Origin of the sequence: Flavobacterium qiangtangense, assembly GCF_042658345.1 — a bacterium.
Taxonomy (GTDB): domain Bacteria; phylum Bacteroidota; class Bacteroidia; order Flavobacteriales; family Flavobacteriaceae; genus Flavobacterium; species Flavobacterium qiangtangense.
On record NZ_JBHSQB010000007.1, the window covers coordinates 538,036 to 556,340 of the forward strand.

General features: G+C 36.3%; 18 protein-coding genes. 12 read left to right on the plus strand and 6 right to left on the minus strand.

Annotation, left to right across the window (positions count from 1 at the left end; all coding sequences use genetic code 11):
• Positions 1 to 17: 17 nt before the first annotated feature.
• The gene (locus ACFPVY_RS10255; RefSeq protein WP_379791901.1) at positions 18 to 1,067 is read right to left on the minus strand and encodes a ligase-associated DNA damage response exonuclease; all 1,050 of its coding nucleotides are present in this window, start codon (positions 1,065 to 1,067) and stop codon (positions 18 to 20) included.
• A 489-nt stretch (positions 1,068 to 1,556) separates the two neighbouring features.
• Between ACFPVY_RS10255 and pruA the strand changes: the two genes are divergently transcribed.
• Positions 1,557 to 3,185 carry an L-glutamate gamma-semialdehyde dehydrogenase gene (pruA, locus tag ACFPVY_RS10260; protein ID WP_379791903.1) on the plus strand — a complete coding sequence of 543 codons (1,629 nt, stop codon included), beginning with the start codon at positions 1,557 to 1,559 and terminating at the stop codon, positions 3,183 to 3,185.
• Positions 3,186 to 3,344: 159 nt separating this feature from the next.
• Here pruA and rsmG read toward each other — a convergent pair whose 3' ends face one another.
• Positions 3,345 to 3,974, minus strand: a complete 630-nt coding sequence (gene rsmG, locus ACFPVY_RS10265) for a 16S rRNA (guanine(527)-N(7))-methyltransferase RsmG (protein ID WP_379791904.1) — start codon at positions 3,972 to 3,974, stop codon at positions 3,345 to 3,347.
• A gap of 118 nt (positions 3,975 to 4,092) precedes the next feature.
• Between rsmG and ACFPVY_RS10270 the strand changes: the two genes are divergently transcribed.
• From ACFPVY_RS10270 to fabD, 10 genes are all read left to right on the plus strand, one after another.
• Positions 4,093 to 5,187: a fatty acid desaturase family protein gene (locus ACFPVY_RS10270; RefSeq protein ID WP_379791905.1), complete on the plus strand. Its 1,095-nt coding sequence runs from the start codon at positions 4,093 to 4,095 to the stop codon at positions 5,185 to 5,187.
• Positions 5,188 to 5,224: 37 nt separating this feature from the next.
• Positions 5,225 to 6,409 carry a pyridoxal phosphate-dependent aminotransferase gene (locus ACFPVY_RS10275; protein ID WP_379791906.1) on the plus strand — a complete coding sequence of 395 codons (1,185 nt, stop codon included), beginning with the start codon at positions 5,225 to 5,227 and terminating at the stop codon, positions 6,407 to 6,409.
• 84 nt (positions 6,410 to 6,493) lie between these two features.
• The gene (gene purT, locus ACFPVY_RS10280; RefSeq protein WP_379791907.1) at positions 6,494 to 7,657 is read left to right on the plus strand and encodes a formate-dependent phosphoribosylglycinamide formyltransferase; all 1,164 of its coding nucleotides are present in this window, start codon (positions 6,494 to 6,496) and stop codon (positions 7,655 to 7,657) included.
• 207 nt (positions 7,658 to 7,864) lie between these two features.
• Entirely contained in the window at positions 7,865 to 8,542 is a 678-nt protein-coding gene (locus ACFPVY_RS10285; protein WP_379791908.1) for a response regulator transcription factor, read from the plus strand.
• Positions 8,542 to 9,930 (plus strand): HAMP domain-containing sensor histidine kinase, encoded by a 1,389-nt coding sequence (locus tag ACFPVY_RS10290; RefSeq protein WP_379791909.1) that lies wholly within the window; start codon positions 8,542 to 8,544, stop codon positions 9,928 to 9,930. Before ACFPVY_RS10285 ends, ACFPVY_RS10290 begins: the two co-directional genes overlap by 1 nt.
• An 80-nt stretch (positions 9,931 to 10,010) precedes the next feature.
• Positions 10,011 to 10,736, plus strand: coding sequence for a hypothetical protein (locus tag ACFPVY_RS10295; protein ID WP_379791910.1), 726 nt, complete (start codon positions 10,011 to 10,013; stop codon positions 10,734 to 10,736).
• Positions 10,737 to 10,793: 57 nt separating this feature from the next.
• Positions 10,794 to 11,720 (plus strand): bestrophin family protein, encoded by a 927-nt coding sequence (locus ACFPVY_RS10300; RefSeq protein WP_379791911.1) that lies wholly within the window; start codon positions 10,794 to 10,796, stop codon positions 11,718 to 11,720.
• Positions 11,721 to 11,847: 127 nt separating this feature from the next.
• On the plus strand, positions 11,848 to 12,363 hold the full coding sequence (locus tag ACFPVY_RS10305; RefSeq protein WP_379791912.1) for an MTB12 C-terminal domain-containing protein: 516 nt from the start codon (positions 11,848 to 11,850) through the stop codon (positions 12,361 to 12,363).
• Positions 12,364 to 12,399: 36 nt separating this feature from the next.
• A complete protein-coding gene (locus ACFPVY_RS10310; protein ID WP_379791913.1) occupies positions 12,400 to 13,065 on the plus strand; it encodes a YiiX/YebB-like N1pC/P60 family cysteine hydrolase in 666 nt (221 codons plus the stop codon).
• 32 nt (positions 13,066 to 13,097) lie between these two features.
• Positions 13,098 to 13,973 carry an ACP S-malonyltransferase gene (gene fabD, locus ACFPVY_RS10315; protein WP_379791914.1) on the plus strand — a complete coding sequence of 292 codons (876 nt, stop codon included), beginning with the start codon at positions 13,098 to 13,100 and terminating at the stop codon, positions 13,971 to 13,973.
• A 51-nt stretch (positions 13,974 to 14,024) separates the two neighbouring features.
• Here the strand turns inward: fabD and ACFPVY_RS10320 are convergent, their stop codons facing one another.
• The 4 genes from ACFPVY_RS10320 to ACFPVY_RS10335 form a co-directional block, all read right to left on the minus strand.
• Positions 14,025 to 14,351, minus strand: coding sequence for a hypothetical protein (locus ACFPVY_RS10320; RefSeq protein WP_379791915.1), 327 nt, complete (start codon positions 14,349 to 14,351; stop codon positions 14,025 to 14,027).
• Positions 14,336 to 14,548: a hypothetical protein gene (locus ACFPVY_RS10325; RefSeq protein ID WP_379791916.1), complete on the minus strand. Its 213-nt coding sequence runs from the start codon at positions 14,546 to 14,548 to the stop codon at positions 14,336 to 14,338. Before ACFPVY_RS10325 ends, ACFPVY_RS10320 begins: the two co-directional genes overlap by 16 nt.
• Before the next feature lie 114 nt (positions 14,549 to 14,662).
• Positions 14,663 to 15,676 (minus strand): UDP-glucose 4-epimerase GalE, encoded by a 1,014-nt coding sequence (galE, locus tag ACFPVY_RS10330; protein ID WP_379791917.1) that lies wholly within the window; start codon positions 15,674 to 15,676, stop codon positions 14,663 to 14,665.
• Positions 15,677 to 15,754: 78 nt separating this feature from the next.
• Complete coding sequence (locus ACFPVY_RS10335) at positions 15,755 to 16,885, minus strand: DegT/DnrJ/EryC1/StrS family aminotransferase (RefSeq protein ID WP_379791918.1); 1,131 nt, start codon at positions 16,883 to 16,885, stop codon at positions 15,755 to 15,757.
• Between the two features lie 101 nt (positions 16,886 to 16,986).
• Between ACFPVY_RS10335 and ACFPVY_RS10340 the strand changes: the two genes are divergently transcribed.
• Positions 16,987 to 18,213 carry a 3-deoxy-D-manno-octulosonic acid transferase gene (locus ACFPVY_RS10340; protein WP_379791919.1) on the plus strand — a complete coding sequence of 409 codons (1,227 nt, stop codon included), beginning with the start codon at positions 16,987 to 16,989 and terminating at the stop codon, positions 18,211 to 18,213.
• The last annotated feature ends 92 nt before the right edge of the window (positions 18,214 to 18,305 follow it).

Sequence of the window (18,305 nt, forward strand, 5' to 3'; positions counted from 1 at the left end):
TTCTTTTGATTCTATTCTCATTCTACATTTTCTTCTTGGTTTTTATCACTTTCTTCTTCCTCCATTTTTGCGTTCATTTCCCCTGATTCGCCTTCGTATTGGGTATTGGCGGTTCGGGCATCGTAGCCTAATTCAATCAAATACTTTGAAAAAATATCGGAATAACCGTGAGTGCAAATTACTTTCTCAGCTCCGGTTGCTTTTATGCTTTCTAATAATCCGGTCCAATCGCAATGGTCGCTTAATACAAAACCTCTATCAACAGCTCGTCTTCTTCTGGCACCTCGGAATGCCATCCAGCCACTTGCGGAACCGGTAACATAAGGCGTCATTCTTCGAATCCAAGTGCTTCCGTGTGCGCTTGGCGGCGCGAGAACAATACTTCCCAATAAATCTTCTTTTTTGGTTTCCCTTGTAATTCGTGTGGTTTCCGGAAAGTCAACCATCGGACGCAACACTTCGGTCATATTTTCTATGGCTCCGTGGGTGTATATTTTTCCGATATCAGTGTCTAGATATTTTAAAAGACGTTGTGCTTTTCCGAGTGAATAACCAAACAATACAGATGTTTTTCCGTCGGCTCGATTTTCTGCCCACCAATTATTGATGTCCGTCATGACTTCGGCTTGCGGCGTCCATTTAAAGGCTGGTAATCCGAAAGTGCATTCTGTTATGAAAGCATGGCATTTTATTACTTCATAAGGTGTTGAAATTCCGTCGTCTTCGGTTTTATAGTCGCCTGTAAAAACCCATACTTCCCCTTTATATTCTACTCTTATTTGGGCCGAACCGATGATGTGACCGGCAGGATGCAACGAGAATTTCACTCCGTTGATGGTAAAAGTTTCGTTCCAATCTTTTCCGGTAACGTTTATTGGTCCGAGGCGATGTCTTATAATAGGTACGTTTGTGTGATGCGTGATGTAATTTTTGTGTCCCCAACGAGAATGATCTGCGTGGCCGTGGGTTATAATAGCATTGGTGACAGGTCGCCATGGGTCTAAATAAACGTCAGCTTGCTGGCAATAAATTCCTTTATCGTTGAATGCTAAGAGTGGCTCTTTCATTTTTTGCGGTGTTGTATATAAATTTAAGATTTGATTTTTTTGTTTGGAAGTGAATTGTGGGAAGTTTAACTTTTGTTTGAAAGATTGTTTTTGAGATTTTATTTAACGCAAAGGGCGCGAAGTTTTTCGCAAAGTTTTGAGAGGTTTTCTCGCAAAGGCGCTAAGACGCAAAGCTGGATGCGTACTTTGCGAAACCTTTAAATCTTTGCGTTAAATTGACAAAGAATATCGACAATCTTGGTCCCGAAATTTAAAAAAGGAAATGACCTTTGGAAATAGCCCCGATTGGCGGCAGTAGCCTTTTCTTCCGTTTTCGGAGAAAAACTACTGCAGAAAGCGGGACTATGATTAAAAAATGTACTTGCGTTTTTGCTTCTGGAAAAGAAATATTTTGTGAATTGTTATTGAAATGGTAAATCGTTTATTAATCTAATTGGTTTTGTATCTTTGTGGTGCAAAAATTTGATAATTCTTAAAAATTTAAAAAGTATGCCAAAAGGAATTTTTCACGTACCGAATGCGGTTAATGAGCCGGTAAAATCGTACGCACCAAATACTCCAGAAAGAAAAGCGGTTCTGGATGCTTATAAAACAATGTGGAATTCGAAAATTGATGTTCCGTTATACATTGGAAGCGAGGAAATCAAGACCGGAAACACTAAAAATATGACTGCGCCTCACGATCACAAACATGTGGTTGGAACGTATCATTTGGCTGAAAAGTCGCATGTTGAAAAAGCGATTGCAAATGCTTTGGAAGCTAGAAAAGCGTGGTCTTCAACTCCTTGGGAACAAAGAGCGGCGATTTTCTTGAAAGCAGCAGAATTGGTTGCCGGACCTTATCGTGCGAGAATAAATGCAGCGACAATGGTGGGGCAATCTAAAAATGTACACCAAGCGGAAATTGACGCAGCGTGCGAATTCATTGACTTCTTGCGTTTTAACGTGGAATATATGACGCAGATTTATGACGATCAGCCGAATTCTGACCAAACAATGTGGAATCGCGTGGAATACCGTCCGTTGGAAGGTTTTGTGTATGCGATTACGCCGTTCAACTTTACTGCAATTGCCGGAAATCTTCCTGCAAGCGCGGCGATGATGGGAAATGTTGTGGTTTGGAAACCAAGCGACAGCCAAGTTTTTTCTGCAAAGATTATTATTGACATTTTCAAAGAAGCTGGTGTTCCGGATGGTGTTATCAACGTGGTTTTTGGTGATGCTCAGATGATTACGGATACTGTTTTGGAAAGCCGTGATTTTGCTGGAATTCATTTTACGGGTTCTACTCACGTATTTAAAGATGTTTGGGGAAAAATTGGAACGAAAATCAGCCATTATAAAACATACCCGAGAATTGTTGGAGAAACTGGTGGTAAAGATTTTATCATCGCGCATCCAAGTGCGAATGCGAAGCAGGTTTCTACAGGAATTGTTCGTGGTGCTTTTGAATTTCAAGGTCAGAAATGTTCTGCGGCTTCACGAGCTTATATTCCGCAAAGCCTTTGGGGCGATGTGAAAGAGCAGATCATCACGGATGTGAAATCTATGAAAATGGGGTCTCCTGAAGATTTAGGAAACTTTGTTACAGCGGTTATTCACGAAGGTTCTTTTGACAAATTGGCAAGTTATATCGACCAAGCGAAAAATGACGCTGACGCGGAAATTATCGTGGGTGGAAATTATGATAAGTCTGTAGGATATTTTGTGGAACCTACGGTTATCGTGACTACGAATCCGAAGTATAAAACTATGGAGACAGAATTATTCGGACCTGTGATGACAATTTATGTTTATGAAGATGCAAAATGGGCTGAAACATTAAAATTGGTTGACGAAACTTCTGAATATGCGTTAACTGGAGCAATTTTCAGCAAAGACAGATATGCTGTTGCAGAAGCTACAAAAGCACTTGAAAACAGTGCCGGAAATTTCTATATCAATGACAAGCCAACTGGCGCTGTTGTTGGGATGCAACCTTTTGGTGGCGCAAGAGCTTCGGGAACAAATGACAAAGCGGGTTCTGCATTGAACTTGTTGCGTTGGGTTTCTCCGAGAACTATTAAAGAGACTTTTATTACTCCGGTGGATTATAGATATCCTTTTCTTGGGGAATAGATAGCAGTTTGCAGAGGTCAGATTTCAGGCCTTGTTTGCGTATAAAAAAAGCCGAATCTAGATTTAGATTCGGCTTTTTGTTTGAACACAGATTTCACAGATTAGCACAGATTCCTTGTGATTTTAATCTGTGGAAATCTGTGAAATCTGTGTTATACTCTATGCTTTAAACTTCAATGGCAAATGAACAACCTTTTTAGTTTCAAAAAATTCATTGTCAAAAAATTCTGAAATGTTGTATTCTGTGGCTTTTGGGAAATCTTTTAATTCTTCGGTCAAATCGCCTCCTTTTAAGTATAAAATTCCGTTTTTAAGCTCGTGCTTGTTTTGTTTCTTGATTTTATCTTTGATCCAGGACACGAAATCGGGCATATTTGTTACGGCACGGCTGACAATAAAATCGAAATCTCCTTTTACATTTTCAGCTCTAATTTGTTCGGCTTTTACATTCTTTAATTCCAATGCTTCGGCTACTGCTTTTACGACATTTATTTTTTTTAGAATAACATCAATCAGATAAAATCTGGTTTCTGGGAACAAAATTGCCAGCGGAATTCCAGGAAAACCACCGCCAGTTCCTACATCTAATATATAAGTTCCTGGTTCAAACTCTTGAATTTTGGCAATTGCCAAAGAATGAAGCACGTGCTTTGTATATAATTCGTCGATATCTTTGCGCGAAATAACATTGATTTTTGCGTTCCAATCTTGGTATAATTCTTCTAATTTTTCAAACTGTTGCTTCTGAATATCAGTTAGATTAGGGAAATATTTTAGGATTTCTTCCATTTTAATAATTTTCACAAAAGTAATCAATTCCGATTGAAATTTTTTAGGTTTTTCAACGTTTACATACATAAGAATATTTACCTTTGAAACTTCTATTTTGAATAATTATAAATTATCTATGAATACCACCATTCCTACTTTTTCTAAACAGGACAGCCTAAAGTTTTTTAGAACGCTGAATTCTCGCGTGAACAATTACTTTAAGGAAAATAACATCAAAAAAACCGGAAACTGGAAACTGCACCTAAAAGCAGTGATTATGTTTGTGCTTTTCTTGACGCCTTACTTTTTAATACTGACGTTGCAAATGCCTTTTTGGGTAATGCTTTTACTTTCGATTGTCATCGGAATTGGGATGGCAGGCGTTGGTATGAACGTTATGCACGACGGAAACCACGGTTCATATTCCAATAAAACTTGGCTGAACAAATTTATGGGCGGAAGCATTTATATCTTAGCTGGAAATGTTCATAACTGGCAAGTACAGCACAATGTTTTGCACCACACTTATACCAATATCCACGGTCACGATGAAGATTTAGATGCGGGAAGAATTATCCGTTTTACGCAAGAAGCAGAATGGCATCGTTTTCATAAATTCCAACATTATTATTCTGTTTTTCTTTACGGATTATTGACTTTTAACTGGGCTTTGACTACAGATTTTAAGCAAATGAAAGCGTATTTGAAAAGAAAATTATCATATGGAGAACCGCAAAGTCCAACTAAATTATGGACAGTTTTAGTAATTACTAAAATTATTTATGTTTCGGTTTGGCTAGTCCTTCCAATGATTATTGGAATCACTTGGTGGAAAGTTTTGATCGGATTTTTTGTAATGCATTATACGGCTGGTTTGATCTTGAGCATTGTTTTCCAATTGGCGCACGTTGTGGATGAAACCACAAATCCTGTTCCGAATGAAGAAGGAGAAATTGAAAATACTTGGGCAATCCACCAATTGTACACTACTGCAAATTTTGCTCCGAAGAACAAAATCGTAAACTGGTTTACCGGCGGATTAAACCACCAAATTGAGCACCACATTTTTCCGCACATCAGCCACGTTCATTATGGCAAAATTGCTGAAATTGTGAAAGAAACGGCTAAAGAATGTAATTTACCTTATCACGAATTTAAAACGATGCGAGGTGCTGTTATTGCTCACTTTAAACACTTGAGAGATTTAGGACAAAATCCTGCAATTGCATAATTAACTACAAAACCCATAAACAACAAACCCTTATTCAATGAATCATTTATCGGATAGAATTAACAGCTTATCAACTTCACAAACATTGGCAATGGCAGCATTGGCCAGAGAATTAAAAGCACAAGGAAAAGACATTATCAGCTTAAGTTTGGGCGAGCCAGATTTCAATACGCCAGACTTTATCAAGGAAGCGGCAAAGAAAGCGATCGACGAAAACTACAGCACTTATTCTCCTGTTGACGGATACGCTGAATTAAAAGATGCTATTTGCAGAAAATTTAAAAGAGACAATAATTTAGATTATAAACCAGCAAACGTAGTGGTTTCAACTGGTGCAAAACAATCTTTATACAATATTGCCCAAGTAATGTTAAACGACGGAGACGAAGTAATTCTTCCGGCGCCTTACTGGGTTAGCTATTTTGAGATCGTAAAAATGTCTGGTGGAGTTCCTGTGGAAGTACCAACTTCTGTGGAAAGTGATTTTAAAATTACGCCAGAACAATTGGAAGCTGCGATTACGCCAAAGACAAAAATGATCTGGTACAGTTCTCCTTGCAACCCAAGTGGTTCTGTTTACAGCCGTGAAGAATTGACTGCTTTGGCAAAAGTTTTGGAGAAATATCCAAATATTTTTGTGGTTGCTGATGAAATCTACGAACACATCAACTTTTCTGGAACTTTCTGCAGTATTGCTTCGATTCCGGGAATGTTTGACAGAACAATTACCGTAAACGGAGTTGCAAAAGCGTTCGCAATGACTGGTTGGAGAATCGGTTACATCGGAGCGCCAGAATTTATCGCAAAGGCGTGTACAAAAATGCAAGGGCAAGTAACTAGCGGAGCAAATTCAATTGCGCAAAGAGCTACGATTACTGCTGTTGACGCTGATCCAAGCGTCTTGAACGACATGGTTGCCGCTTTCAAAGGCCGTAGAGATTTGGTTGTTCGTTTGATCAACGATATTCCAGGATTAAAATTGAATGTTCCTGAAGGTGCATTTTATGTTTTCCCAGACGTTTCTTCTTACTTCGGAAAAACTTTGAGAGGAACTGAAATCAAAAATGCAGATGATTTTTCTATGTATCTTTTGGCAGAAGCAAATGTGGCGACCGTAACCGGAGACGCTTTTGGAAATCCTAACTGCATCCGTTTTTCTTACGCGACAAGCGAAGAGATTTTGACGGAAGCCTTGAAAAGAATAAAAGAAGCTTTAGCTTAAATATAAAATCATTCAAAGTTTAAGGTTCAAAGTTTAAAGTTCTTCCAAAACCTTAAACTTTGAACCTTAAACTATTTATAGAAGATGTCAAAAATACTATTACTCGGTTCGGGAGAATTAGGAAAAGAATTTGTAATCGCTGCACAGCGCATCGGGCAAACCGTGATTGCTGTTGACAGTTATGAAAACGCGCCAGCAATGCAAGTCGCACACGGTTTTGAAGTCATCAATATGCTTGATGGAGAAGCTTTGGATAAAATCGTGGCGAAACATAAACCAGACTTCATCGTTCCAGAAATTGAGGCGATTCGCACCGAGCGTTTTTATGATTATGAAAAACAAGGAATCACCGTAGTTCCTTCCGCGAAGGCGGCGAATTTCACGATGAACAGAAAAGCAATTCGTGATTTGGCTTCAAAGGAATTAGGCTTAAAAACCGCCAATTATAGATATGCCACTTCATCCGAAGAATTACAAAATGCCGTGAAAGAAGTCGGGATTCCGTGCGTTGTGAAGCCTTTAATGTCGTCTTCTGGAAAAGGACAATCGACCATCAAAACGCCAGACGACATTGAAAGAGCTTGGAATTATGCCGTGGACGGTTCTCGTGGCGATGTTGTGGAAGTGATTGTGGAAGCTTTCATAAAATTCAATTCAGAAATCACGCTTTTAACGATTACTCAAAACAATAATCCGACACTTTTTTGTGCTCCAATCGGACACCGACAGGAACGTGGCGATTATCAAGAAAGCTGGCAACCGGCTCGAATTTCCGACAAGGATTTATTTGAAGCCCAAGATATGGCCGAAAAAGTGACCGAAGCCCTTGGTGGTGCTGGACTTTTTGGTGTTGAATTTTTCTTGGCAGATGATGGCGTTTATTTCTCCGAATTATCTCCAAGACCTCACGATACCGGAATGGTGACTTTGGCTGGAACCCAGAATTTCAATGAATTTGAATTGCATCTTCGTGCGATTTTAAGCCTTCCTATTTTTGAGATTACGTTAGAAAAATTTGGAGCTAGCGCTGTTATTTTGGCTTCAGAAAATTCATCAAATCCTAGTTATGAAGGTTTGGAGAATATCGCTGGATTAGCTAAAACAGATTTCAGAATTTTTGGAAAACCTACGACAAGACCTTATCGAAGAATGGGCGTTGCTTTGACTTCTGACACTTTGGAAACCAACATTGAAGAAGTTGTGGAACGAGCAAAAGAAGCCGCAAAATTGGTTTCGGTAAAATACTAAAAATCATTTCATAAAATATACAAAGTGCCTTTTTTGGGCACTTTTTTTTTGATTATTTCAGAGTAAAACTTCTTAAAAAAATTGCATCTGATTCTTTTATTCCAGTTACATTAGGAATCTAGCAAAAATGTTTTATTCTAAATTGTTTTGCATAACTTTAAGAACTCAATGCTTATTTTTGTTTGTTAAACGTTAAAAATCCCCTGCATGAAGTTACTTGTTGTTGAAGATGAACCGAATTTGCTATCCATAATTAGGAAAGGACTTTCTGAAAACAATAACGAAGTAAGCGTGGCGATGGACGGAAGAACGGCTTTGGAAATGATTCAGAATCACTCTTTTGACGTAGTTATTTTAGACATTATGCTTCCGGATATTAACGGAATTGAGATTTGCAGAAGATTACGCGCTGCTAAAAATTTTGTTCCGATTTTGCTTTTGACAGCGCTTGGAACTACAGAAAATGTCGTCACCGGATTAAACGCTGGAGCCGATGACTATATGGCAAAACCGTTTAAATTCAGCGAATTGCAAGCCAGAATCAGCGCTTTGGCAAGACGTTCAAATCAAGATAACAAACCAAATGATATTATTTCTATTGACGATCTGGAAATCGACGGACGCTCAAAATCAGTAAAAAGAAACGGAGAATCGATCGTTTTAACGGCAAAAGAATTTAAACTTTTGTATTATCTGGCAAAAAATGCGGGAACAATTTTATCCCGCGAACAGTTGCTTGACAACGTTTGGGACATTAATTTTGACATGAATACCAATGTTGTTGACGTTTATATCAACTATGTCAGAAATAAAATTGACAAACCTTTTCAAAATAAATTAATCCACACAATGAAAGGTTTGGGTTATGTAATGCGACCGATTTAATGCAAATTAGAAAGAAAATAACGTTTACTTACATCGCACTTTCTTGCTTCAGCACGCTACTTTTGAGCGTGGTGGTTTTCTTTTTATTTAAGCAAAACAACCAATACCATTTCTTGAAAAGGCTTCAGGACAGAGCAAAAGTCGCTTCGTCAATTTATTACCAACACGATACTTTAAAGGCAAAATATTTCCAGGAATTTAAGAAAGAAGGCTTGGAAGAATTGATCGATGAGAAAGATTTCGTTTTAAAAGTAAACGGAAGCGAGAGCTTTGAATACAACACAAATTTAGACCTTCCGGCCTCTTTTTATTCCAAAGTAATGAAAACAGGAAGTGGTTGGATTGAAGACGATAACCGTTATTTTTATGGCCAAATTTTCTCAGAATCTGGGCAAAAATATATGGTAATTGTCACGGCAAAAGACCGAAGAGGAAGCGTTAGTGCAATTTACATACTTCAAATTTTAGTTTTTGGAGGAATTGGATTTGTGATTTTAGCTTATTTCTTCGGAAAATTTCTGGCTAAAAGAGTAATCAATCCGATGGCGCGAATTACGAAGGAAGTCAAACGAATAAGCGCTTCGAATTTGCACAACAGACTTCCAGAAACGGAAGGTCACGATGAAATTTCTGACTTGACAAAAACCTTCAATGATATGTTGGATCGTTTGGAAACGTCGTTTGAAATTCAGGCAAACTTCATCAACAATGCTTCCCACGAATTAAAAACTCCGATTACCACAATCATCGCCGAAACCGAAATTATGCTTTTGAAAGACCGAGAAACTTCAGAATATATTTCTTCGTTGGAAACCATAAATAAGCAAGCTTCAAAACTCGGAAATTTAACCGAAGGCCTTTTAAAATTAACCCAAACTGGTTATGACGGAACCAAACAAGTTCTGGATGTGGCCAGAATTGACGAACTTCTTTTAGATGCAAAATGTTCGATTGACAAAATTTATCCGAATAATCGCGTGAACATTAATTTGAGCGAAGTTCCTGATGATGAATCGCTTTTGAATATCGCTTGCAATCGACCATTATTAGAATTGGCTTTGAATAATATCATTTCAAATGGTGTAAAATATTCTGATAACGATGAGGTTTTTGTGTCGCTTTCAGCGGATAAAAGCAAAATTAAAATTGCAATAACCGACATTGGAATTGGAATTCCGCCAGAAGATATTCCTTATTTATACGAACCTTTTTTTCGAGGAAAAGTGGCTTCGAAATATAATGGCTACGGACTTGGGCTTCCGCTGGCGATGAAAATAATTAGAATGCACAACGGCGAACTCCAGATCAATTCTGAAACCGGAAAAGGAACCGTGGTGAATATCATTTTCGATAAAACCAACATTAGAAATTCTAATCTAAAATCTTAGAAAGTTCTAATTTTAATCTAAACTCGCTCTAATTTTAGAGAACTTAATTTGTATGTATAATAATAAAAGCAATTATACATATGAAAAACATATTGATACCCACAACACTTCAGGCAGACACGATTAACGCTGTAAAAACTGCCATCAAGCAATCAAAAGGAAAAAATTGCCACGTTATTTTATTGCAAATTTCTGATGTTCCTGATACTGATTCAAGTGCTTTTTTTCTAAGAAGTATTAAAACTCAACTGACTGTTTCTCAAAAAAATATCTTGGAATCTAGCCGAAACTTGGTTGCAGTTTCTCAGAATTGTACTTTTAAAATCCAGCATCAATACGGCGTTTCAGCACCTTTGACACGAAACTTATTAGACCATCTTCATGTTGGACTGATTATTTTGACGCCTTCGTATAAAAATGCAGAAAAGAAAATTCACAAACAGTTTCTTCAGATTTTAGGAAATTGCAAATGTCCGATTCTTCACTTGAATTCTAATTTTGAGGAGCAAGAATTAAACAAAGCAATGTATTTGGAACAAACAAAATCAAAACTTCAAGCAGAAGATTTACAACAATTAATGCAAGGCCAATTTGATTTTAGAATAGTGAGCCAAGCCAAAATTTTTGAAGATCAAACGGTGGAAGAAATCAATCCGCAGTTATCAGAAGCGATTTCAAAAAACCAAATCAATCTACTGATTCAGACGAGAAAACCAGAAAAAATTAAATTATCTAAAAAAGATAAATCAAACATAAATGAAAGCTTAGGATTGCCGGTTCTGTCACTTTATGAGGAAATGGTTTAGTCTAAAAAATTACAAATTTTAAAGAAAAGATATATGCTGTTGAAGAAAAAAATCCCGATGAAATATGTTCTCGGAAAAATTAGAGTAGAACTTATTTTGGTACTATTATATGTAATATCATTTGACTTATTACACCGTTTTTATGAAACCGAAGCGATGAATATTCCAATCGCAATTCCCACGATAATTGGTACCGTTATCTCGTTATTATTGGCATTCAAATCAAACCAAGCGTATGACCGTTGGTGGGAAGCCAGAATGATTTGGGGCGCGATCGTAAACGATTCAAGAACTTTATTGCGTCAAGTAATTGGTTTTTACAAAGATCCAGATTTTTCTGTGGAAGCTAATGAATTCAAGGAAAGTTTTGCGAAAAGACAAGCTGCCTGGTGTTACAGTTTAGGCCAAGCTTTGAGAGGAAAAGATCCATTGAAACCTATAAAACATTTATTGACTGCTGATGAATTTCGCTATGTTTCAAAGCACAAACACGTTCCGAATGCGATCTTGATTTTACATTCAAGAGCGCTGAAAATCGCCAAAGATCAAGGAAAAATCAATACTTATCAGCAAGTGGAAATCGATAATACATTGACGCGCTTGTGTGATTCGATGGGAAAATGCGAACGAATTAAGAATACAGTTTTTCCAACAACGTATAGTTTGTATATCAGATTCACACTTTGTTTGTTCATTATGTTATTGCCTTTTGGATTGACAAATTTAGTGGGTTGGTTGCAAATTCCTTTGGTTACCACGATTGCCGCAGCTTTTTTCTTGGTAGAAAAAATGGCAATTCATTTGCAAGATCCGTTTGAAAACAGACCAACAGATACGCCGGTGACAGCAATTTCCACAGCCATTGAAAAGAATTTGATTCAAATGGTAAATGAATTTAGAGATGAATTTGACGAAAATATTGAGAAAATCGATTCTTCGTTACATCATATTCAGCCAGTAAAAAATGCTTATTTTGTTCTTTAGTTAGAACCGTTTTATTGTTAAAACTGGCTTTGATTGGCCAGTTTTTTGTTTTTTAAAACATTTTTGTTCCAGAGACTAAAAATATGTGAAAATTCTTTACTTTTACATAAACATTAACAATCAATTTATGAAGACAAATTTTAAAAACATCGCTAACAAAACTTTCTTTCTTTTAGCATTCGTATCATTCGGTTTCTTGACTTCTTGCTCAAATGACAGCAATCCAGAAGCAGTTGCAGAAAAATTCTTAAACCATGTAAACAAAGGTGAATTTAAGGAAGCAAAAGAATATTGCGACGAGCAAACAGCACAATTAATTGGTATGATGGAATCAATGGTTGCTGGAAAAAAAGAGGAGATGAAAAATGCTGACGCAAAAGTTGAAATTATTTCTTCTGAAGTAAAAGACGACAAAGCGACTGTAAAATATAAAATCAGCAACCCAAAAGAACCGGCTACAGCTGAGCAATCTTTACAACTTGTGAAAGTTGACGGAAAATGGAAAGTGTCTATTGACAAAGAAAATATGAACAAAGAAGGTGGAGCAAAAGGTGCTGAAACTGACATGGAATCAGAAGATACTATGGAAATGCCAGTTGATACAATGTCAACAAAAGCAGATACAACAGTTGTTGTTGAGTAATTGTTCAAAATCATAATTTTAAAAAGCATCACTAAAATGAAGAAAATCTTACTTTATTTTGTGATGCTTTTTCTTTTGGCTTTTACTATTTACAAAGCATTTTTCTATTTTGACCGAAAATCAGAACAGGCAGCAATTGTAAAAAATGAAGCAATAACACGACTTTCACCTGCCGAAATTTCCCAAATTAAAGAAGGAGATTTTATTTTAAGAAGAGGTTTTGGTTTCTTCAGCGATTATATTTCTGAAGAATTAAACGACAGTATAATCGATGTTACACACGCGGGAATTATCACGAAACGCAACGACTCTTTATTCGTAATCCATTCACTTTCTTCGGATGTTACTGATATTGACGGATTGCAAATCCAACCTTTAAAAACATTTTTGAGATATTCTTTTCCGGAAAAAATTGTGATTACACGACTTAGAAATTCCGATCCGGAAATTGGTTTAAAAATTACTTCTTTAGCCAAAAACTACCTTCAAAAACATATTCCGTTTGATCACAAAGGAAATTATGACGATGATTCTGAGTTATTTTGTACCGAAATGATTTGGAAAATTTTAGAAAAAGACCTCAAATGCGTCAAGATTCCAACGGAAGCCGAAGCTCGAAAAAAGTTCTTTTATTCGATGACTCCGATGTATGACACCACATATTTTGACATCAAGGTAAATCAGTATCTAAAGAATAAATAGTATTTTTGTCGTACAAAACTAAACGATTTAAAATGAAAGCATACGTATTTCCAGGTCAAGGAGCCCAATTCACAGGAATGGGAAAAGACCTTTACGAAACCTCAGAATTAGCAAAAGAATTGTTCGAAAAAGCCAATGAAATCTTGGGTTTTAGAATTACCGATATTATGTTTGAAGGAACTGCAGACGAATTAAAAGAAACAAAAGTGACGCAACCAGCGGTTTTCTTGCATTCTGTAATTCTTGCCAAAACTTTAGGCGAAGATTTCAAGCCAGAAATGGTTGCAGGACATTCACTTGGTGAATTTTCAGCATTAGTTGCCAACGGAGCTTTATCTTTTGAAGACGGATTGAAATTAGTTTCACAAAGAGCAATTGCAATGCAAAAAGCGTGTGAAATCAAGCCTTCAACAATGGCAGCCGTTCTTGGATTAGAAGATAAAATCGTAGAAGATGCTTGCGCTTCAATCGACGGAGTTGTGGTTGCTGCAAACTACAATTGTCCAGGACAATTGGTGATTTCGGGAGAAACTTCAGCAGTAGAACAAGCTTGCGAAGCGATGAAAGCGGCAGGCGCAAAACGTGCTTTGATTTTGCCAGTTGGCGGTGCTTTCCACTCGCCGATGATGGAACCAGCAAGAGAAGAATTAGCTGCAGCAATTGAAAGCACAACTTTTTCAACTCCGATTTGTCCAGTTTATCAAAACGTGCCGGCAACTGCGGTTTCAAGTGCTGACGAAATCAAGAAAAACTTAATCATTCAGTTGACAGCTCCAGTAAAATGGACACAATCTGTTCAACAAATGATTGCGGACGGCGCGACGTCATTCACAGAAGTTGGTCCAGGAAAAGTATTGGTTGGATTGGTAAATAAAATTGACAAAAGCGTAGAAACTTTTTCAGCTTAATCAATTTTTAAATATAAAAAAATCCCAAGTTAACGCTTGGGATTTTTTGTTTTATAAATATTTCGCATCTTTAGAATGACTATTAAGAATTCCGGTAATAATATATTTTTCATTTTTGTTTTCGAAAAATATGTACCAAAATGTTCTTGAATTGGCTTTATAAAAAATATATTTTGAACCGAAATGTTTCAGTTCTTTTGGAGAAGGTTTATAATTATTTGCTTTGAGATTTTCTGGAACTGAATCATAGATTTGAAAAACATAGTCTTCAGCAGATTCAATAAAACCAAAATATTCTTTTTTATATAAAATCTTGACTAAATCATCTAAATAAGAAATTACACTTGGAGTAAAAATGACTTCTATTTTCCCCACCATTCCCTTATCCTTCTAATTGATTCTGCCTTGGCTTCTTCTAAAGTGTAACCATTTTCAAATTCTTTGTCAAAGTCAAATTCTGGTTTTTCTTCAGATTCAGACTCTTCCTTAATCTTTGAAATTTGATACCAAACCTCTGGCTCTTCCAATTTTGAAAGCCATTCCATCAACTCATTTTTTCTGTATCGCGTGTCCACAATAATTTATTTATGTAGCTAATTTACAAATAATTAACTTTTCTTCCACAGAATTTTACAAAAGCTTTGTAAACTTTGCGAAAAAACTTAGCGCTGCTTTGGGTTACTTTTTTTCTAGCTTCTAATCTTTTTCTCCCACTTCCAAGCAGATTCTACAGCTTCATCTAAAGTGGATTCCGCTTTCCAACCTAAAATTGCATTTGCTTTTTCAGTATCAGCAAATGCTTCAATCACATCGCCTTCTCTCCTATCGACTAATTTATACGGCAATTTTTGACCGCTTACTTTTTCGAAAGAATTTATTACTTCTAAAACTGTACTTCCAGTTCCTGAACCAATATTAAAAGTCTCCACTTTTGACTCATTTTTACTTTCGATTAATCTTTTCAAAGCAACAACGTGTGCTTTTGCCAAATCAACTACGTGAATGTAATCACGAATGCAAGTTCCATCAGAAGTTGGATAATCTGCACCAAAAACAGACAATTCTTTTCTCAAACCAATTCCGGTTTGTGTAATAAACGGAACTAAATTTTGAGGAACACCATTTGGCAATTCTCCAATTTCTGCTGAAGGATGTGCTCCAATTGGGTTAAAATAACGCAATAAGACGGCAGTGATATTAGAAACTTTAGCCACATCTTCGATAATTTCTTCGCCTATTTGTTTTGTATTTCCATACGGAGAATTCGCCGGTTGAATTGGAGCATTTTCTGTAATCGGCATTTTTTCGGCTTGACCGTAAACCGTACAAGAAGAACTGAAAATAAAATTAGCTTTATCTTTTTGTTGCAATTCCTGAAGAATATAAATTAACGGATTTAAGTTATTTTCATAATAAAGTAATGGATTTTCTACGCTTTCTCCAACTGCTTTTGAAGCTGCGAAATGAATTACGCCAGAAACATCTGAATACTTTTTGAAAAAATCTTGAACGGAAGCTTTTTCTCTTAAATCTAATTTTTCAAAGATTGGTTGCCTTCCAGTAATTGCAATAATTCCGTTTAAAACATTTTCAGTTGAATTAGAAAGATTGTCAATAATTACCACTTCAAAACCCTCATTTTGCAATTCAACAACTGTGTGAGAACCAATAAAACCTAAACCTCCAGTTACAAGTATTTTCATTTTGCTTATAATTTAAAAACCACGAATTCACGAATGTAATTGTATTTCGTGAATTCGTGGCTTTACCTTACTATTTATTTATTTTAAAAATTCTAAAATCGAATCTGTAATAAATTGAATCTGTTCGTCGTCTAATTCAGTGTGCATTGGCAACGAGATAACTTCTTTTACCAATTGATTTGTCACCGGAAAATCTTCCTCTTTATAACGAGAATCTAAATAAGCTTTCTGGCTGTGCAACGGAATTGGGTAATAAATCGCACACGGAATTCCTTTATCTAACAAATATTGCATCAAACCGTCACGGTCAGCGTCAACAATTCTTAAAGTATATTGGTGGAAAACATGAGAATCTCTTTCGCCAGCAATATAAGGCGTTACGATGTTTTCGTGGTTGGCCAAAGCCTGGCTATATTTTTGAGCCGCCAATTGACGCGCTGCATTATATTCGTCTAACTTTGGCAATTTTGCATTTAAAACCGCCGCCTGAATACTATCCAAACGAGAATTTACGCCCACAACATCGTGATGGTAACGAACATACATTCCGTGGTTTACAATACCGCGAAGTTTGTGCGCCAAATCATCATCGTTTGTAAAAATTGCACCGCCGTCGCCATAACAACCTAAATTTTTAGAAGGAAAAAAAGACGTCGAAGCCACGTGACCGATAACTCCAGCTTTCTTTTTCTTACCGTCAAAATATTTGTAATCCGCTCCAATTGCTTGCGCGTTATCTTCAATTACGAATAAATTATGTTCTGAAGCCAATTGCATAATCGCTTCCATATTTGCAGCTTGACCAAACAAATGAACGGGAACAATCGCTTTCGTTTTTGGCGTAATTGCTTTTTTAATAGCTTCGATAGAAATATTAAAAGTATCCATTTCCACGTCAACTAAAACCGGAGTCAATTGCAATAAAGCGATAACCTCAACAGTTGCAGCGAATGTAAAATCAGCCGTAATTACTTCGTCGCCAGGTTTTAAATCCAGCGCCATCATTGCGATTTGCAAAGCATCAGTTCCGTTTGCACAAGGAATTACGTGTTTTGCGCCAAGATAATCTTCTAAACTTTTTTGGAATTTGTGAACTTCAGGACCGTTGATGTAAGTATTGGTGTCCAAAACTTCTTGAATTGAAGCATTTACCGCTTCTTTTATATTTTCGTATTGACCTTTCAAGTCAACCATTTGAATTTTTTTCATCTAAATTTGAATTTAAAACACGCAAAATTACTAAATTAAACGTTGGTCAAGCAATGTTATTATTACAAACTAATGTATTTTAGCAATTCAAAATTGGTCTTATGTCTTTTCTCTATAATTTATTGGTAATCATTGCGGGTTTTGCATTGAAAATTGTCGCACTTTTTAATCCAAAAATGAAACTTTTCATTAACGGAAGAAAAAATGTTTTCAAAACTTTAGGCAATAAAATCGGGCCAAAAGACAAAACTATTTGGTTTCATTCGGCGTCGCTTGGCGAGTTTGAACAAGGACTTCCTGTAATGGAAAAGATTCGTATTTTATATCCAAGTTACAAGATTGTGCTGACTTTCTTTTCGCCTTCTGGTTATGAAGTCAGAAAAAATTCGACTGCCGCAGATGTGATTGTTTATCTTCCTTTGGACACAAAAAACAATGCTAGAGAATTCATAAAATTGGTGCATCCAGAAATGGCTTTTTTCATCAAATATGAATTTTGGCCAAATTATCTAAACGAATTAAAACAGAGAAATATTCCTACTTATTTATTCTCAGGAATTTTCAGAGAAGACCAAGTATTCTTTAAATGGTATGGCGGTTTTTACCGAAAAGCCTTGACTACTTTCAAGATGTTTTTTGTGCAAAATGAAACTTCGAAATTGCTCTTGCAGAAAATTGGCTTCAACAACGTAAAAGTCAATGGCGATACGCGTTTTGACCGAGTTTCAAAAATTTTAGAAAGAGATAATACGTTAGATTTCGTAGAAAAATTCAAAGACAATAAACTGACAATCGTTGCCGGAAGCACTTGGCCAAAAGACGAGAATAATTTGGTCGATTTTATAAATACAAATTCCTTCGGAGTGAAATTTATTTTGGCTCCACATAATGTCAAGCCAGACCAAATCGAGGATTTGAAAAATAGTATTTCTAAAAAAGTGGTTTTATTTTCAGAAATGAAAAACAAAAACGTAGCTGAATTTGACGTTTTTATAATCGACACCATCGGAATTTTGACCAAAATTTACAGCTACGCAGATATTGCTTACGTCGGTGGAGGTTTTGGGACTTCAGGATTGCATAATATTTTGGAACCGGCGACTTTTGGGATTCCGATAGTAATTGGTCCAAATTTTCAGAAATTTTCCGAGGCCGTTGCTTTGGTAAATATGGGCGGATGTGTTTCGGTAAAAACCAAAAAAGAATTGGAAGAAACGTTGGATTTCTTGATTCAGAATGATGATGAGCGATTTGAAAAAGGACATATTTCTAAGACTTTTGTGGAAATGAATAAAAATGCGACGGAGGTTATTTTGAAGAATTTGTAATTTTTCTAACTACAAATTCACGAATTTTCAACACAGATTTCTCAGATTTTCACAGATTTTTATCCAAGTTTGTCATTCCGACGGAGGAGGAA